At 73.4% G+C, this 16,795-nt stretch carries 8 protein-coding genes; 5 read left to right on the forward strand and 3 right to left on the reverse strand.

Features of this window, described 5'->3' with window-relative positions; genetic code table 11:
• A partial coding sequence (locus IE278_RS25605) for an SDR family NAD(P)-dependent oxidoreductase (RefSeq protein WP_189775614.1) occupies positions 1-3,155 on the forward strand: 3,155 nt, incomplete at its 5' end.
• 10 nt (positions 3,156-3,165) lie between these two features.
• Complete coding sequence (locus tag IE278_RS25610) at positions 3,166-9,048, forward strand: type I polyketide synthase (RefSeq protein ID WP_189775615.1); 5,883 nt, start codon at positions 3,166-3,168, stop codon at positions 9,046-9,048.
• 55 nt (positions 9,049-9,103) lie between these two features.
• On the opposite strand, the gene IE278_RS25615 is transcribed toward IE278_RS25610, so the two are convergent.
• Both IE278_RS25615 and IE278_RS25620 read right to left on the reverse strand, forming a co-directional pair.
• Entirely contained in the window at positions 9,104-10,765 is a 1,662-nt protein-coding gene (locus IE278_RS25615) for an MFS transporter (RefSeq protein WP_189775616.1), read from the reverse strand.
• 66 nt (positions 10,766-10,831) lie between these two features.
• Positions 10,832-12,475, reverse strand: a complete 1,644-nt coding sequence (locus IE278_RS25620) for an AMP-binding protein (RefSeq protein ID WP_189775617.1) — start codon at positions 12,473-12,475, stop codon at positions 10,832-10,834.
• Positions 12,476-12,616: 141 nt separating this feature from the next.
• Between IE278_RS25620 and IE278_RS25625 the strand changes: the two genes are divergently transcribed.
• Positions 12,617-12,865 (forward strand): acyl carrier protein, encoded by a 249-nt coding sequence (locus IE278_RS25625; protein WP_189775618.1) that lies wholly within the window; start codon positions 12,617-12,619, stop codon positions 12,863-12,865.
• Between the two features lie 92 nt (positions 12,866-12,957).
• Here IE278_RS25625 and IE278_RS25630 read toward each other — a convergent pair whose 3' ends face one another.
• Positions 12,958-13,905 (reverse strand): ACP S-malonyltransferase, encoded by a 948-nt coding sequence (locus IE278_RS25630; RefSeq protein WP_189775619.1) that lies wholly within the window; start codon positions 13,903-13,905, stop codon positions 12,958-12,960.
• A gap of 205 nt (positions 13,906-14,110) precedes the next feature.
• Here IE278_RS25630 and IE278_RS25635 point away from each other — a divergent pair, with 205 nt between their 5' ends.
• Together IE278_RS25635 and IE278_RS25640 are read left to right on the forward strand one after the other, a co-directional pair.
• The gene (locus tag IE278_RS25635; RefSeq protein ID WP_189775620.1) at positions 14,111-15,721 is read left to right on the forward strand and encodes an AMP-binding protein; all 1,611 of its coding nucleotides are present in this window, start codon (positions 14,111-14,113) and stop codon (positions 15,719-15,721) included.
• A 176-nt stretch (positions 15,722-15,897) separates the two neighbouring features.
• A complete protein-coding gene (locus IE278_RS25640) occupies positions 15,898-16,761 on the forward strand; it encodes an SDR family oxidoreductase (RefSeq protein WP_189775621.1) in 864 nt (287 codons plus the stop codon).
• The last annotated feature ends 34 nt before the right edge of the window (positions 16,762-16,795 follow it).

Genomic DNA, 16,795 nt, shown 5'->3' on the forward strand with positions numbered 1-16,795 from the left:
GCAGCCGCATCATCGCGGAGGACCTCGCGGGCCAGGGCGGCATGCTCTCGGTGGCCCTGTCCGCCGAAGCCGTCGCCGAACTGCTGGCGGACTGGGACGGACGCCTGGAACTCGCCGTGGTCAACGGCCCCGCCTCGGTCGTCGTCTCCGGCGAGACGGAGGCGCTGGCGGAACTGGAGAAGACGCTGAAGAGCCGGAACGTCCGCGTCCGGCTGGTCCCCGTGAACTACGCCTCGCACGCGATGTTCGTCGAGGGCGTCCGCGACCGGATCCTCGCCGAGTTGGACGGCCTGGCTCCCCGGCCCTCCCGGATCGGCTTCTACTCGACGGTGACCGGGGGCCTGGCCGACACGGCCACGCTGGACGCCGCGTACTGGTACGCCAACCTGCGGCAGACCGTCCGCTTCGAACAGGCGACGCGCGCGCTGCTGGACGACGGCTTCACCGCGTTCGTGGAGTCCAGCCCTCACCCCGGCCTGCTGGTCGGCCTGGGAGAGACCCTGGAGGCGCACGGCTCCGCCGCCGTGACCGTCGGGTCGCTCCGCCGGGGCGAGGGCGGCCCGCGGCGGTTCCTCGCCTCGGTCGCCGAGGCGTGGGCGGGCGGGGTGCACGTCGACTGGAGCGCCGCCTTCGAAGGGCACCGGGCTCGGCGCGTCGAACTGCCCACCTACGCCTTCCAACGCCGGCGGCACTGGACCGACGCCGTCGCCGCCGCCCCGGGAGCGGACCCCGCCGACGCCGCGTTCTGGGACGCGGTGGAACGCGCGGACCTGTCCTCCCTGGCGGACCGTCTCGACCTCGCCCCCGAGGCACTGGGGGACATCGTCCCCGCCCTGTCCACCTGGCGCCGACGGCACCGCGAGGACGCCACCGTCGACTCCTGGCGCTACCGGATCGTGTGGAAGCCGCTGGCCGAGCGGCCCGGGACCACGCTCGACGGCACCTGGCTCGTCGTGATCCCGGCTGGGCTCGCGACCGGAGCGGCTACCGCGACCGGAGCGGCTACCGCGATCACCGCGATCACCGACGGGCTCGCCGGGCAGGGCGCGCGTGTCGTGACCGTGGAGACCGACGGGGACGACCGGGCGGCGCTCGCGGAGCAGTTGCGGGCCGGGACGGCCGACGGGGTCCTGTCGCTGCTCTCGTTCGACACCCGGCCGCACCCCGCCCATCCGACGCTCACCCGGGGCACCGCCGCCACGATCACGCTGGCGCAGGCACACGGCGACGCCGGGCTCACGGCCCCGCTGTGGTGCGCCACCCGGGGCGCCGTCACGACGGACGCACCCGTCGCACCCGTCGCACCGGTCGCACCGGTCGGACGGCTCGCCACGGACGGACCGGATGGGTCGGTCGGACGGGTCGCTACGGTCCGGCCGGGTGGGCCGGATGGGCCGGGTGGGCCGGGTGGGCCGGGTGGGCCGGGTGGGCCGGACGCACCAGGCGGACCGGGCGGACTGGCTGAGCCGGACGGGCCGAGCGGACCGGTTGGACCGGTTGGACCGGTTGGACCGGTCGGAGCGAGCGGAGAGGACGGACCTGGCCAGCCGGTCGATGCGGCGCAGGCTTCGCTCTGGGGCCTAGGCACCGTGCTAGGCCTGGAACGCCCCGCTACCTGGGGCGGCATGATCGACCTCCCCGCCGGCGTCGGCGCAGACCTTGACGCAGACCTTGACGCGGACCTCGGCGTGGACCTCGGCCCGGACGTCGTCCGGCGTCTGTGCTCCGCGCTGGGCGGCGCGGACGGGGACCAGATCGCGATCCGCGCCGCCGGGAGCGCGGCCCGCCGCATGGTGCGCGCACCGCTCGGCGACACACCCGCCGAACGGCGCTGGCGGCCGCGCGGAACGGTCCTGGTCACCGGCGGCACCGGCGGGATCGGCGCCCATGTGGCCCGGTGGCTCGCGGGCAACGGCGCCGAGCACCTCGTCCTCACCAGCCGCCGCGGCCCGGGGGCCGAGGGCGCCGCGGAACTCACGGCCGAACTGACCGCGCTGGGCGCCCAGGTGACCGTCGCGGCCTGCGACGTCGGCGACCGGGACGCCCTCGGCGCCCTGCTCGACTCCGTGCCGGGAGAGCTGACGGCGGTCATGCACGCCGCCGGTGTGCTCGGCACCGACGCGCCCCTGGAAGACCTCACGCCGGCCGAGTTCGCCGCCGTAGGACACGCCAAGGCCGCCGGAGCGACGCACCTGGACGAACTGCTCGCCGACCGCCCGCTGGACGCCTTCGTGCTGTTCTCGTCCGGATCCGCCGCCTGGGGCGGCGCGGGCCAGTCCGCCTACGCCGCCGCCAACGCCTACCTGGACGCGCTCGCACAGCGGCGCCGGGCCCGGGGACGTACCGCGACATCCGTCGCCTGGGGAGCGTGGGACGCCGGGATGATCGACGCCGGGACCGGCGCCGCGACCCGGCGGATCGGACTGGGCGCGATGGAACCGCGGCTCGCGATCGCCGCGCTCCAGAAAGCGCTGGACCACGACGAAGGCACCCTGGTGGTGGCGGACATCGACTGGGCCCGCTTCGCCGGCGCCTACACCCTCGCGCGGCCCCGACCGCTGCTGGACGACCTCCCCGAGGTCCGTGCGGCCCTCGCGGACGGGGCGGACGGGGCGGACGAGGACAAGTCCGCCGAGCCCGCGTTCGCGGCCCGGCTCGCGACGATGACCGGGGCGGAACGCGGCCGGGCCCTGCTCGACCTGGTGCACACCCACGTGGCGGTGCTCCTCGGCTACGACGACAGCGCCGAACTGGACCCGTCACGCGCCTTCAAGGAGCTCGGGTTCGACTCGGTCGCCGCAGTGGAGCTGCGGACCCGGCTGAGCGCGGCCACCGGCCGGAAGCTGCCCGCGACGGTGGCGTTCGACCACGCCTCACCGGCGGCGCTCGCCACGTACCTGCAGTCCCTCATGCGTCCGGAGGGCGCCGTGGAGGTGCCCGTCACCGCGGAGCTGGACCGGCTGGAGGCGGCCGTCGCCGGGCTCCCGCCGGAGGAGATCGAACGTACCCGGCTCACCGAGCGGCTCCAGACACTGCTGGCGACGCTCAACGAATCCCTCGGCGCGCGCAACGGCACCGCTGTCGCCGACCGGCTGGAGCACGCGACGGCCGACGACATCTTCGACTTCATCGACAAAGACCTTGGCATGGCCTGACGGAGGCGCAATGGCGAACGACGAGAAGCTTCTCGGCTACCTCAAGCGGGTGACCGCTGAACTGCACCAGACCCGTCAGCGGTTGCAGGAGGTCCAGACCCAGGAGCGGGAGCCGATCGCCGTCGTCGCGATGAGCTGCCGCTACCCCGGCGGGGTCCGCTCCCCGGAGGATCTGTGGCGGCTGGTGGAGAAGGAGACCGACGCGATCGGGGCGTTCCCCGACGACCGCGGCTGGGACACCGGGCGGCTGTTCGACAGCGACCCCGACCGGCCTCACACCAGTTACGTCCGCGAGGGCGGCTTCGTCCACGACGCGGGCGAGTTCGACGCCGCCTTCTTCGGGATCTCCCCGCGCGAGGCCCTCACGATGGACCCGCAGCAGCGGATCGCGCTGGAGCTCTCCTGGGAGGCGTGCGAACGCGCGGGCATCGACCCGTCGGGCCTGCGCGAGAAGCAGGTCGGCGTGTTCGTCGGATCCGGCGGCCAGGACTACGCCTACGCGCTGGACGCCATGCCCGAGGCGGAGGAGGCGTACCTGAGCACCGCCAACGCGGCCTCGGTCATCTCCGGCCGGATCTCCTACACGCTGGGTCTCGAGGGTCCCGCGCTGACCGTCGACACCGCGTGCTCGTCCTCGCTGGTCGCGCTGCACCTGGCCGCGCAGGCACTGCGGCGGCGCGAGTGCGACCTCGCGCTCGCCGGCGGGGTACTGATCATGTCGCTGCCCGCGCCGTTCATCGCGTTCAGCCGCCAGCGCGGTCTGGCACCGGACGGGCGCTGCAAGGCGTTCTCCGACACCGCCGACGGTACGGGCTGGGCCGAGGGCGCCGGAATCCTGCTCCTGGAACGGCTGTCGGACGCCCGCCGCAACGGGCACCCGGTACTGGCGGTCGTACGGGGTTCGGCCATCAACCAGGACGGCGCCTCCAACGGTCTGACCGCGCCCAACGGCCCCTCGCAGCAGCGGCTGATCCGTCAGGCGCTGGCCGAGTCGCGCCTGTCCGCCGCCGACGTCGACGCCGTCGAGGGGCACGGCACCGGCACCACGCTGGGCGACCCGATCGAGGCGCAGGCGCTGCTGGCGACGTACGGGCAGGACCGGCCGAAGGACGGGCCGCCGCTGTGGCTGGGGTCGATCAAGTCCAACATCGGTCACGCGCAGGCCGCCGCGGGTGTCGGCGGCGTCATCAAGATGGTGATGGCGCTGCGCCACGGACTGCTGCCGAAGACGCTGCACGTGAGTGAGCCCTCGTCGCACGTGGACTGGTCGGAAGGCGCCGTGCGCCTGCTGACCGAGAGCATCCCGTGGCCCGACAGCGGACGGCCCCGCCGGGCGGGCGTCTCGTCCTTCGGGGTCAGCGGGACCAACGCCCACATGATCATCGAGCAGGCCCCGGTCGAGCCCGCGGACGGGACACCCGAACGGCCGGCCCGCGCGGACGGGACACCCGACGGGCTGGCCCCCGTGGACGGGACACCCGAACCGTCGGCCCCCGCGAACCGGCCGGCCGGGATCCCCGTGCTCTGGCCGGTGTCCGGGCGGGACCCCGTCGCGCTGCGCGCCCAGGCCGGGCGCGCCCTGGCACACGTGACGAGCGGCGGACCGGCCGACGTGCTCGACGTCGGATACTCCTTGGCGACCGGCCGTGCCCCGTTGCAGCACCGGGCCGTCGTGCTGGCGGGCGACACGGAGGAAGGACTGCGCGGGCTGGCCGCCGTCGCCGACGGCGAGCCGCACCCCGGCGTGCTCGTCGGCTCCGCGGGCGGCGGCCTGACGGCCTTCCTCTTCTCGGGCCAGGGCGCGCAGCGCCTCGGCATGGGCCGCGAACTGTACGAGGAGTTCCCGGTGTTCGCCGCGGCGCTCGACGCGGCGTGCGCCGAACTGGACCGGCATCTCGACCAGCCGCTCAAGGACGTGATCTGGTCCGAGGACGGGCCGCTGGACCAGACCGTCCACACCCAGGCCGGGCTGTTCGCCGTGGAGGTCGCACTCCACCGGCTCCTCGAATCCTGGGGGGTGGTGCCCGACTTCGTCGCGGGCCACTCCATCGGTGAACTGGTCGCCGCGCACGTCGCCGGGGTGTGGTCGCTGGCGGACGCCGCCACGCTCGTCGCCGCGCGCGGACGTCTGATGCAGGAACTCCCGGCGGGCGGCGCGATGGCCGCCGTCGAGGCGACCGAGGAGGAGGTCGTCCCCGTCCTCGGGTCGGCCGCGGTGGCGGCGGTCAACGGCCCCGGCTCGCTCGTCGTCTCCGGCGCCGCCGGCGAAGTCGACCGGATCACCGCGCACTTCGCCGCCCTGGGCCGCAGGACGACCCGGCTGAAGGTGTCGCACGCGTTCCACTCGCCGCTGATGGAGCCGATGCTGACGGAGTTCCGCCGCGTCGCCGAAGGGCTCGTCCCCGCGGAACCCGTCATCCCCGTCGTCTCGAACGTGACCGGCACCGCCGCGGCGGACCTGGGATCGCCCGACTACTGGGTACGGCACGTCCGCGAGGCGGTCCGCTTCGCCGACGGGGTCGCGTACCTGCGGTCCGAGGGCGTCACCCGGTTCGTGGAGCTGGGCCCCGACGGCGTACTCACCGCGCTGACCGAGACCATCCTGGACGACGCGCGGGACACGGCGGCGCTCGCCGTACCGGTGCTGCGTCGCGAGCACCCCGAACCGGCCGCCCTGCTCACCGCGATCGGCCGCCTCCACGTCGCCGGCGCCCGGGTCGACTGGCAGGCGGTGTTCGCCGGACGCGGCGCCCGGCGGGTGGACCTGCCGACCTACGCGTTCCAGCGCAAGCGGTACTGGCCCGACGCGGTGGGCGCCGCCACGGGCCGGGTCGACGACGTCGGCACCGCGGGGCTGGAGCCGGCCGGGCATCCGCTGCTCGGGGCCGTCCTCGCCCTGCCCGACTCCGGCGGTGTCGTCCTCACCGGACGGCTGGCGCTCGGCGCGCAGCCGTGGCTGGCGGACCACGACCTGCTCGGCGGTACGCCGCTGCCGGGCGCCGCGTACGTGGACCTGCTCGTGCGCGCCGCCGACGAGACCGGCTGCGGGACGATCGAGGAACTCACCGTCCACGACCCGCTGGTGGTCCCGGCGCGCGGCGCCCTCTCCCTCCAGGTGGCGGTGGGCCCGGAGGAGTCCGGCGCCCGGCAGGTCACCGTCCACTCCCGGCCCGCGGACGCTCCCGCGGACCTGCCGTGGACGCGCCACGCCTCCGGCCTGCTCTCCACGCACCACGAACCCGCCGCGTTCGACCTGGCCGAGTGGCCGCCGCGCGACGCCGACCCCGTCGACATCGACGACGTCTACGAGCGACTGCTCGTCCGGGGCCATGTCTACGGACCGGTGTTCCGGGGGCTGCGCGCGGCCTGGCGCCGCGACGGGGAACTGTTCGCCGAGGTCGAACTCCCCGAGAGCGGCTCCGCCGGGACGGCCGGTTTCGGCATCCACCCGGCACTGCTGGACGCCGCCACGCACCTGGGCCTCCTCGACGACCCGACCGGCCGGGCGGACGGCGCCGGAGCCGCCGGGGCCGGCCACGCCGACGGACACGGGGCGCTGCTGACGACCGGCTGGAGCCGGGTCGGTCTGCACGCGACCGGCGCCACGGCCCTGCGGGTACGGATGTCTCCGGCGGGCGGTGGCAGGCGTGCCCTGCAACTCGCCGACGAGACAGGGGAACCGGTGCTGTCGGCCGACGCGCTGACGACCACCGCTGTCTCCGCCGAGCTGCTGAACTCCGCCGGCGGTGAGGGGCACGACGCGCTGTTCCGGGTCGGCTGGACGCGAACTCCCCTCGAAGCGCCGCGCGCGACCTGTGCCGTCGTCGGCGTCGCCCCGGCCGGGCTCGGTCCGGCCGACGGGATCCCCGTGTTCGCGGACCTGGCGGCCCTCGCGGAGATGGACGTACCCGAGGTGGTGCTCGTCGCACCACCCACCGGCGGCACCCGCGACGCCCGCGGCACCCGCGATACCCGCGATACCCGCGACGCCCGCGACGCCCGCGGCACCCGTGAAATCCGCGAGGCCCGCGAGGCCAGTGGCGTCCGCGAGGCCGGTGATGTCCGTGAGGCCCGTGACGCCCGAGGCGTCGACGGCACCCACGCCATCGGCGGGACCCACGCCCCCAGTGGCACCGGCGCTATCGGCGCCACGGGCGCCACGGGCGCCACCGGCGCCACCGGCGCCACCGGCGTGACCGGCGTGACCGGCGGAGCCGACCGCACGCCCGAAGACGTGCACGCCGCCGCGCGCGGCCTGCTGGAGCTGGTGCAGACCTGGCTCGCCGACGACCGGTTCGCCGCGTCCCGGCTGGCCGTGGTGACCGAGGGCGCGGTGACCGCGGCCCCTCACGAACGTGTCGCGGACCTCACCGGAGCCGCGCTGTGGGGCCTCGTCCGCGTCGCTCAGGCCGAACATCCCGACCGGTTCGTCCTGCTCGACACCGACGGCACCCCCGAGTCCGTACGAGCTCTGCCCGCGGCGGCCTCCCTGACGGAACCGCAGGTCGCTCTGCGCGGCGGCGAACCGTGGATCCCCCGGCTGACCGGCGCGGGCCGGGCACCCGTGGCTCCCGCGCCCTGGGAGCCCGACGGCACCGTACTGATCACCGGCGGGACGGGCGGTCTCGGCACGCTGATCGCCCGGCACCTGGTGTCCGCACACGGTGTACGGCGGCTGCTGCTGACCAGCAGGCGCGGCCTCGATGCTCCCGGCGCGGCGGAACTGCGCGAGGAACTCACCGCACTGGGCGCTCGGGTCGAGATCGCCGCGTGCGACCTGGCCGACCGGCGCGCCGCGGCCGCCCTGCTGGCCGGACGTGCGCTCACCGCTGTCGTCCACGCCGCGGGAGTCCTGGACGACGGGGTGATCTCCGCCCTGACGCCCGAGCGTGTGGCCACCGTCCTGCGCCCCAAGGTGGACGCGGCCTGGCACCTGCACGAGCTGACCCGTGAGCAGGACCTGACGGCGTTCGTGCTGTTCTCGTCCGTCTCCGGCACCCTGGGCGCACCCGGGCAGGGCAACTACGCGATGGCGAACGCCTACCTGGACGCGCTCGCCGAACACCGGCGCGGTCTGCGCCTGCCCGCGGTGTCGCTGGCGTGGGGCCCGTGGGCCGAGGCCGGGATGGCCGAACGGCTCGGCGAGGACGTCCGCCGGCACGAGCGCTCCGGGATACCGGCGCTCTCCACCGACGACGGCCTCGCGCTGTTCGACCGCGCTCTGGCGCACGGTGCGAGCGTCCTGCTGCCCGTCCGCTTCGACATCGGCGTCCTGCGCTCGCACGCCGCGTCCGCGGCGCTCCCGGCCATGCTGCGCGGCCTGGTCAGGGTTCCGGCCCGGCAGACCGCGCGCACCGCGGGGGCCGCCCCGGCGACGCTGCGTCTCGCCGGCCGGACCGGCCCCGACCGGGACCGCTTCCTGCTGGACATCGTGCGCAGTCAGGTCGCCGCGGTACTCGGCCATGAAGAGGCCGGTTCCGTCGAGCCGGACCGGGCGTTCTCCGAGCTGGGCTTCAGCTCGCTCACCGCGGTCCAGCTGCGCAACGCGCTCAACGCCGTCACCGGACTCAGGCTGCCCACCTCGCTCGTCTTCGACCATCCGACGTCCCGCGCGGTCGCCGAACTGCTGCTGACCGAGCTGGCCCCGGAGGACGAGACCGGGCCCGCGCTGGACACCGAGCTGAGGAATCTGGAACTGGCGCTGGAGGCGGCCGAGCCGGACGAGGCCGAGCGCGCCAGGGTCACCGCCCGGCTGCGAGCCCTCACCGCGGCATGGGTCGCCTCCTCCCGGCCCGACGCCGACGACGACACCGCCGCCGGGACGAGCCTGGCGACGGTGTCGGCGGCGGAGATGTTCGACATCCTGGACGGCGAACTGGAGACGCCCGCCTGAGCGCGGGCCGGCCGGGGCCGGCCCGGGGGCTGACCCCGGCCGGCCCCGACCGGGGTCAGCTCCCGGCGGACCCGGGGACGCTCTTGTCGAGCGGCGCGTCGAGTGACGTATCGAGTGACGTGTCGCGCCGAGCGCCGAGTGACGTGTCGAGCGGCGCGTCAGTCGCCACACCGGGCACGGCGGAGGTCCCCGGCGCCGGCGTCACGGCCTGCCGCCTCAGCAGCAGCGTGGCCGCCACGGCGGCGGCGACCATCACGGCGGCGGCGATGGCCGCGTTGAGGTTCAGCCCGTGGACGAACGCCTCCCGGGCCCCGTCCAGCAGCCCGGACCGTGCGGGTTCCGGCAGTTGCTGGGCCACCTCGGAGGCTCCGCCCAGCGTCTCGCGAGCGGCCTGCAGCGCCTCCGGCGGCATCCCGGACGGCACGGTGTCCCGCACGTCGGTCCGGTAGATCGCGGCGCCGATGCTTCCCAGGATCGCGACGCCCAGCGCGGCACCGAGCTGGTTGGCGGTCTCCGACAGCGCCGACGCCGCTCCGGCACGCTCCGGCGGAGCCGCGCCGAGGATCATGTCGGCGGTCAGCGTCAGCGCGACACCGAGTCCGACGGCGACCCCGACGACCCCGCCCACCAGGACCGCGAGGTGCGAGTGCACACCGACCTGAGTCAGCACGAGGAACCCGACGGCCGTGATCAGCAGCCCGGTGGACACGATGTACACCGGACGCACCGTGCGGGCGACCCCCGTCGCGATCGTGGTGGCGAAGGCCACCGCCACCGGCGCGGGCAGCGACCACAGCGCGGCCTCCAACGGGCCCATGCCGCGCACGAGTTGCAGCCACTGCGTCGAGAACAGGGCGAATCCGACCAGCGCGAAGAACGCCACCACGTTCACCGCCATCGGCGCCGAGAAGGCGCGTACACGGAACAGGTTCAGGTCGATCAGGGGATCGCGCACCGTGCGCTGCCGCTGGACGAACGCCGCGCCGATCAGCGGTCCGGCGAGCAGCGCCGCCACCGCGAGCGCGCTCACGCCGTCCTGCGCCAGCGACTTGATCCCGTAGATCACCGGAAGCACGGCGCCGAGCGACAGCACCGCGCTGAGCAGGTCGAACCCGCCGGGCCGTGGATCGCGGTACTCGGGGATCAGCGCCGGGGCGAGTGCCAGGAGCAGCACCATCGCCGGGACGTTGATCAGGAACACCGAGCCCCACCAGAAGTGGTCCAGCAGCACCCCGGACACCAGCGGCCCGAGCGCGGCCCCGCCGGCGAACCCGGCCGTCCAGATCGCGATCGCGGTACGCCGCTGGGCGACGTCCTGGAACATGTTGCGGATGAGCGCCAGCGTGGACGGAGCGAGGATCGCCCCCGCCACCCCCAGCAGCGCGCGGGTGCCGATGAGCGTCTCGGCGCTGCCCGCGTAGGCGGCGGCGACGGACGCGGCGCCGAACAGCGCGGCGCCGGTCATCAGCAGCCGGCGGCGCCCGAACCGGTCCCCGAGCACGCCCATCGTGATCAGCAGGCCGGCGAGCAGGAACCCGTAGATGTCGAGGATCCACAGCTGCTGGACGCTGCTCGGCTCCAGCGACGCGGTGATGAACGGGACGGCGAGGTAGAGGACCGAGATGTCCATCGAGATGAGCAGATTGGCCAGGACCAGGACGGCGAGCCCCACCCACTCTCGCCGCCCGGCCAGCTGGGGTGATGCGGTGGTGGACATTGATCCTCCGTCGGGAGACATGGTCGGTCGGAGCCCGGCCGCCCTGGGCGGACCGGGGTGGTTCGCTCAGGGCCCGCCGGACGTGCCCGACGTGCCGGACGTGCGGGACGTGCCGGCCGTCGCCGTGAGCAGGGATCGGTCGATCTTGCGGTTGGCGTTGAGGGGGAAGGACTCGACATGGCGGAACGCCCGCGGCAGCATCCCCTCGGGCAGCACCCGCCGCAGTTGCCCGGCGAGTACGACGGGGGAGACGGGGACGCCGGTGTAGAACACCACCAGCTCCAGTCCGCCCCCGCCCGCGGGGCGGGTCACGGTCACCGCGTCCTCGACCCCGGCGCACGAGCGGACGGCGTCGTCGACCTCGGCGAGTTCGACCCGCCATCCCTGGATCTGCACCTGGGCGTCCAGCCTGCCCAGGTAGACCAGTTCACCGTCCGCCAGCCGGCGGACGCGATCACCGGTGCGGTACCAGGTCCGGCCCCCGTACCGGAGGAAGCGGCCCTCGTCGTCCGCGGGGTCCAGGTAACCGGCCGTCATCTGCGGGCCGGTGACACACAGTTCGCCCTCGGCTTCCGTGGGCGCCCCGTCGGGGCCGAGCAGCAGGTGGTCGTGGCCCTCGTGCACGGTCCCGATCGGCACCTGGCCGTTCACCCCGAGGGCGGGTGAGCGCTGTGGCGACCAGCGGTGACCGGTGACGGTGACGGTGAGTTCGGTCGGGCCGTACAGGTTCTCCACGGTCGAACGGGACGCGGCGCCCTGCCAGTCGGCGGCGTCCGCGCAGCGCAGCGCCTCACCGGCGAACAGGCTCCAGCGCAGTGACGGCATCGCCGCGGGCGCCAGGCCCCCCATCCGCCGGACGAGGGCGACGGCGCTCGGCGTGGAGAACCACACGCTCATGCCGCGCTCGGCGACGAACGCGGGCAGATCGGTGTAGGCGCGCACAGGCACCGTGTGCACACTCGCGCCGGCCCCCCAGGCGCAGAACAGGTCGAACATCGCGCAGTCGAAGTTCAGCCCGAAGGTCTGCGAGAAGACGTCCTCGGGACCGAAGTCGTAGCGGGCGTCCAGCAGCGAGAAGTAGTGGTGCGTGCTCGCGTGCGTGATCGGCACACCTTTGGGGCGGCCGGTCGAACCCGAGGTGAAGAGCATGTAGGCGAGGTCACCGGGCGCGACGGGGCGCGGTGCGCTCAGGGCGTCGCGCGCACGGACGGGGATCAGCGGGAAGCGGCCGGTGGTCCCGGGTTCGCCCGTCAGTACCGGGACGTCGTCCAGGTGGGCCGCCTCGACGCCGGCCAGCCCATCGACGGCCTCCCGGTCGGCAGCCCTCGCGTCGGCCGTCTCCAGGCCGGCCGCTTCCAGGGCGGCCAGCCCGGCCCCGTCGGCGATCACCGCCGAGACCCCCGCCGCCGCCAGCATCCGCCGGGTGCGGACCGGGGGGAAGTCCGGGGCGAGCGGTACGGCGGCCGCACCGGCGTACAGCGTCGCGAGCAGGCCGGCGTAGGACGTTGAGCCCTTCTCCGCCAGTACGCCGACGGCCCGGGGCGGTCCGGCCGGCGCGGCCAGCAGCGCGCCCGCCCAGGCGAGTGCCCGCTCGTGGAGGGCCTCGTAGGTCACGGCCCCGGCGTCGGCCCGGAACGCGGGACGCCTGGGGGAGGCGGCCAGGCCGCGCAGGAAGCGCGCGTGCAGCGCGTGTGCGGGAATCCCAGTCATTCTGTCATCCGCGGAAAGGGGTTGATAAGGGTTGTCCGCCGCGCGGACGGCTGCTTAGCGTGGTCCACGGAACACGTCATTTCCGCGGCCCGAAATCATGGCCCGACACCTGATCATGACCCGACCCCTTCAGGAGTGCGTATGTGGGATTCTCGATTCGAGGAGCTGCTGCGGCAACGGCTGCCTTTCCTCTCGGCAGGTGACTCGCTGGCCCGTGACAGCAGTCTGCGTGATTTCGGCCTGGATTCCATGGGCGCGGTCGAACTGCTCGCGTCGCTGGAGAACACGTTCCAGGTGCGGTTCGTGGACGAAGCGCTCGACATGGCCAACTTCGCCACGCCCGGCACACTGTGGACGACCCTGTCCCGGATGCGGGAAACGGCCGCCTGAAATCCCGTCCGAAAAAGAACCGTCCAGATCAAGGCCCGGCCGAAACGCCGACGGGATGTGCGCGCTCTTCTCATGGGCGCTTTTCGCAGTGATCATACGGCGACGTCCCGGCGGCGCGGCCGCATGGCCACCTCCGGTTTGAGCGCGACGACCTCGAAGTGGTCGGTCACGCACCGCACCCGCCCCCACAGGTTGTCGGGACCGCACACATGGAGTGTGCCGACGCCGAGGTCCCGCAGGGTCCGCATCACCGCCGGCCACCGCACCGGCCGCACCGCCGCGTCCAGCAACAGGGTGCGCAGTTCGCCGCCCGACCGCAGCAGCGATCCGTCGTGGTCGGACACGACCGGAAGCGCCGGGTCGCCGAAGCCGACGTCCGCGTACACCTCGCTCTCCAGCGTCTCCCGCAGAGCGCGGAACGCGCCGGAGTGCATGGGCGGACGCATCGTGGACAGGGGCAGTCCGCCCAGTGCGCGCAGCCGCGCGTTCAGCCAGTCCAGCCGGTGCTCACGCACCGAGAGCATGTAGAAGTCGTGGTCGACGTAGCAGGAGACGTCGTACCAGTCGCCCCGGTCGTCCAGCTCGCTCAGCAGCTCGGCCAGTCTGTCCTCGGGGGTGCGGGCGAACGACTGGGTGACCACGTCGCGGTGTTCACGGGCGAAGTACTCCTCGATGCGCCGGCCCGTCAGGGCGGTCAGCCGCACCGCCTCGGAGAAGTCGAGCGCGCCCGAGCGCACCGCCGCGGGAGTCCCGCCGAAGCTCGGCCCGGCGTAGACCACCGGCTCGGCCCCGAGTGTCTCGGTCGCCCATTCCGCCATGGCCAGACAGTTCACCAGGAACGCTATCCGTGCGGATTCCTCGTAATCACCTTCGGCGGCCCGGAAACGGTCGAGAAGTGAATATCCGAGCACCTCGTCCGCCTCAGCCGACAGGCGACGGGCGGTCGGGTTCATGAGCATGAATTTCCCGACGTTCGAGAAACTCGCGGGACTGATCGCGGGAAAGATCATCGCGGCTTCCGTACGGAGGCCGGTATCCATATGTCTTTCTCTCCTCGAAAGTAGGAACTGCCGTTGGTAGGGTGGTTGCCAAGTCTGCACGTCATCCCCGCACCGGCAGTACCCCTAATGCCCCCTAAGCGGCGGCCTACTGTCCGGCGCGCCTTGTACGGCCCGTTCGCGCCATGGTAGGGAAGCCTCTTAATTGCCGATTCGCGCGCTTTGCTCGTCAGTAGAGGTGACCCGGATGAGTGTGAACAAGAAACGGCCGGCCCGTGTACGGAACACGGTCGACAACCTTTATCGCCATCTGATGGAAGCCGGCGCGGCCACGCCCGGCAAACCCGCCGTGATCGAACTCGCGGACAGCGGCGACGGCGTCGCGACGACCAGCTACGGGCAGTTGCGGGAGCGGGTCGAGACCTACGCCGACGAACTCGGCGACCTGGGCCTGGACGTCGGTGACCGGGTCGTCCTGGAGTCCGACACCTCGGCGTCGGCGATCGCGCTGTACCTGGCCTGCTGCCTGCTCGGCCTGCCGTTCGTCCCGGTGAGCCCCGAGACCCCCACCAAGCGGCTGCTGTCGATCATCGACAGCGCGCGGCCCGCCCTGTACCTGCAGACCGTGCACGGGGTCCGCGACGGCATTCCGCCCGAGGTCGGCACCGCCCGGTTCGGCCCCGACGGGCTGACGGTCGGGCGCGCGCCGCAGCCCAGGATCCGGCACCGGCGGGAGGTCGTACCCACGGACCCGGCGTACATCATCTTCACCTCCGGCACGACCGGCCGGCCCAAGGGCGTGGTGATGAGCCACCGCGCCAACACCGCGTTCTTCCGCGCGGTCCGCGGGCTCGGCCTCCTCACGCCGGACGACCGCGTCGCCACCACGTCACCGCTCCAGTTCGACTTCTCCCTGCTCGACATCGGCATGGCGCTCGGCGCCGGGGCGACCGTGGTCGCGGTGCCCCGCGACCGGCTGCGCTGGCCGCGGCGGTTCCTCGGCTTCCTCCGCGACGCGGGCGCGACCCACGTGCACGGAGTGCCCTCCATCTGGCGGCCGGTGCTGCGCACCGAGCCGGACGCGCTGGCGGAGCTGCGCCTGCGGGGGTTGCTGTTCTGCGGCGAGGAGTTCCCGCTGGGCGAACTGCGCCGCTTCCAGGAACTGTCGCCTTCGACGCGGATCATCAACTGCTACGGGGCCACCGAGTCGATGGCGTGCTCGTTCACCGATGTGCCCGCCCCGCTGCCCGAGGACCTGGAACGGCTGTCCATCGGCTTCGCGCATCCGGGCGCCGAGATGATGCTCGCCGACGAACGCGGCCGGCCGGTCACCCGGCCCGGCGACGTGGGGGAGATCTACCTGCGCGGCCCCTCGCTGTTCAGCGGCTACTGGAACGACCCCGAGGCCACCCGGGCGGCGCTCGTGCCCGACCCGCTGAACCCGGCCTCGGGCCAGATCGTGTTCCGCACCGGCGACCTCGCGCACCAGGGACCGGACGGGGAGATGTACTTCCGCTCCCGCGCCGACTCGCAGGTCCAGATCCGCGGGAACCGCGTCGAACTCGCCGAGGTGCAGCGCCGGCTCATGGACTTCCCCGGCGTCGCCGCCGCGGTCGCCATGGTGGTGCCCGGCTCCGGCAGCGACCCGGTGCTGTGCGCCTTCGCCGTCATGGAACGCGGCGTGCCCGAACCCGGCCGCCGCGAACTGCGCGCCCACTGCGCGGAAGCGCTGCCCGACTACATGGTGCCGCAGGAACTCCACGTCCTGGAGGAACTGCCCGTCACCGAGAACGGCAAAGTCGACAGGGCGGTGCTGGCCGCACGGCTCACCACCCCGACGTCCTTTAGGGGCCGATAAGGGTTGGTGGCCGTCGGGGCCCCCGGTAGCGTTCGGCGCGAACGGTGCATTGGCTCAACGAAATAGCCGCCGTATTCCCGCCACTTGGCTTCGCCGGCCGTGCCTCGCTCTTTTCCGTGGCCGACTGTGACGCCACATTTCCCATTCCGAACGCGGACAAGACACGGAGAAATGAGATGAAGGTATTCGTCACTGCTGGAACGGGCGTCGTGGGGACGGCTCTGGTCAGCGAGCTGCGGTCCCGCGACGTCGAGGTCTCGGTGCTGACCCGCAGCGCCGCGAAGGCCGAGGCGCTGCCCGAGGGCGTACGCGGCGTCGTCGGCGACCTGCTCGACTACAAGCTGCTGCTGGAGGAGTTCGCCGCCGCCGACGCGGTGTTCCTCAACCTGCCCGTCGGCGAGGCCGAGACCTACCAGGGGCTCCTCGCGGTGGACGCCGCCCGGCGCAGCGGCGTCGGACACCTGGTGTACGTCTCCACCCAGGACCTGGAGAACCTGTTCACCCCGCCGCACTGCGGTGTCAAGGTCGCCGTGGAGAAGGCGCTGAAGGCCTCCGGCGTCCCGTACACGATCCTGCGCCGCAGCGAGCTGATGCAGAACGACATCGGCGCCAAGGACATGCTGCTCATGGGCGTGTACGGCATCCCCCTCGGTGAGATCGGCGTGTCCCGGGTGGACGTCCGCGACGTCGCCGAGGCGGCCGCGGTCGTCCTCACCACGCCCGGCCACGAGGGCCGCACCTACACCGTCACGGGCCCCGAGCCCGTCACCGGGCAGTTCGTCACCGACACCTGGAAGCGCGTGCTCGGCGTCGAGATCGCCTACGTCGGCGGTGACCTGGAGTCCTGCTCGCTGATCCTCAACCAGATGATGCCGCAGCACCTCGCCCGCGACCTCTGGCTGATGTACGAGCACTACGACCACAACGGCTACGTCGCCGCGGCCGAGGACATCGAGGCCGTGACCAAGCTGCTGGGCCGCCCGCCGCGCTCCTTCACGGAGTTCGCCGAGGAGACGGCGCAGGCCTGGAAGGCGGCCTGACCCCGCGTCACGGGGCCGTGGAAGACGTCGGCGA

The sequence above is a fragment of the Streptomyces tauricus genome (assembly GCF_014650955.1).
Classification (GTDB): domain Bacteria; phylum Actinomycetota; class Actinomycetes; order Streptomycetales; family Streptomycetaceae; genus Streptomyces; species Streptomyces tauricus.

What these genes read in the sequence shown, in the direction of transcription:
- IE278_RS25610 (WP_189775615.1), top strand. Translation starts at nt 3,166, where the DNA reads ATGGCGAACGACGAGAAGCTTCTCGGCTACCTCAAGCGGGTGACCGCT.
- IE278_RS25615 (WP_189775616.1), bottom strand. Translation starts at nt 10,765, where the DNA reads ATGTCCACCACCGCATCACCCCAGCTGGCCGGGCGGCGAGAGTGGGTG.
- IE278_RS25625 (WP_189775618.1), top strand. Translation starts at nt 12,617, where the DNA reads ATGTGGGATTCTCGATTCGAGGAGCTGCTGCGGCAACGGCTGCCTTTC.
- IE278_RS25620 (WP_189775617.1), bottom strand. Translation starts at nt 12,475, where the DNA reads ATGACTGGGATTCCCGCACACGCGCTGCACGCGCGCTTCCTGCGCGGC.
- IE278_RS25630 (WP_189775619.1), bottom strand. Translation starts at nt 13,905, where the DNA reads ATGGATACCGGCCTCCGTACGGAAGCCGCGATGATCTTTCCCGCGATC.
- IE278_RS25635 (WP_189775620.1), top strand. Translation starts at nt 14,111, where the DNA reads ATGAGTGTGAACAAGAAACGGCCGGCCCGTGTACGGAACACGGTCGAC.
- IE278_RS25640 (WP_189775621.1), top strand. Translation starts at nt 15,898, where the DNA reads ATGAAGGTATTCGTCACTGCTGGAACGGGCGTCGTGGGGACGGCTCTG.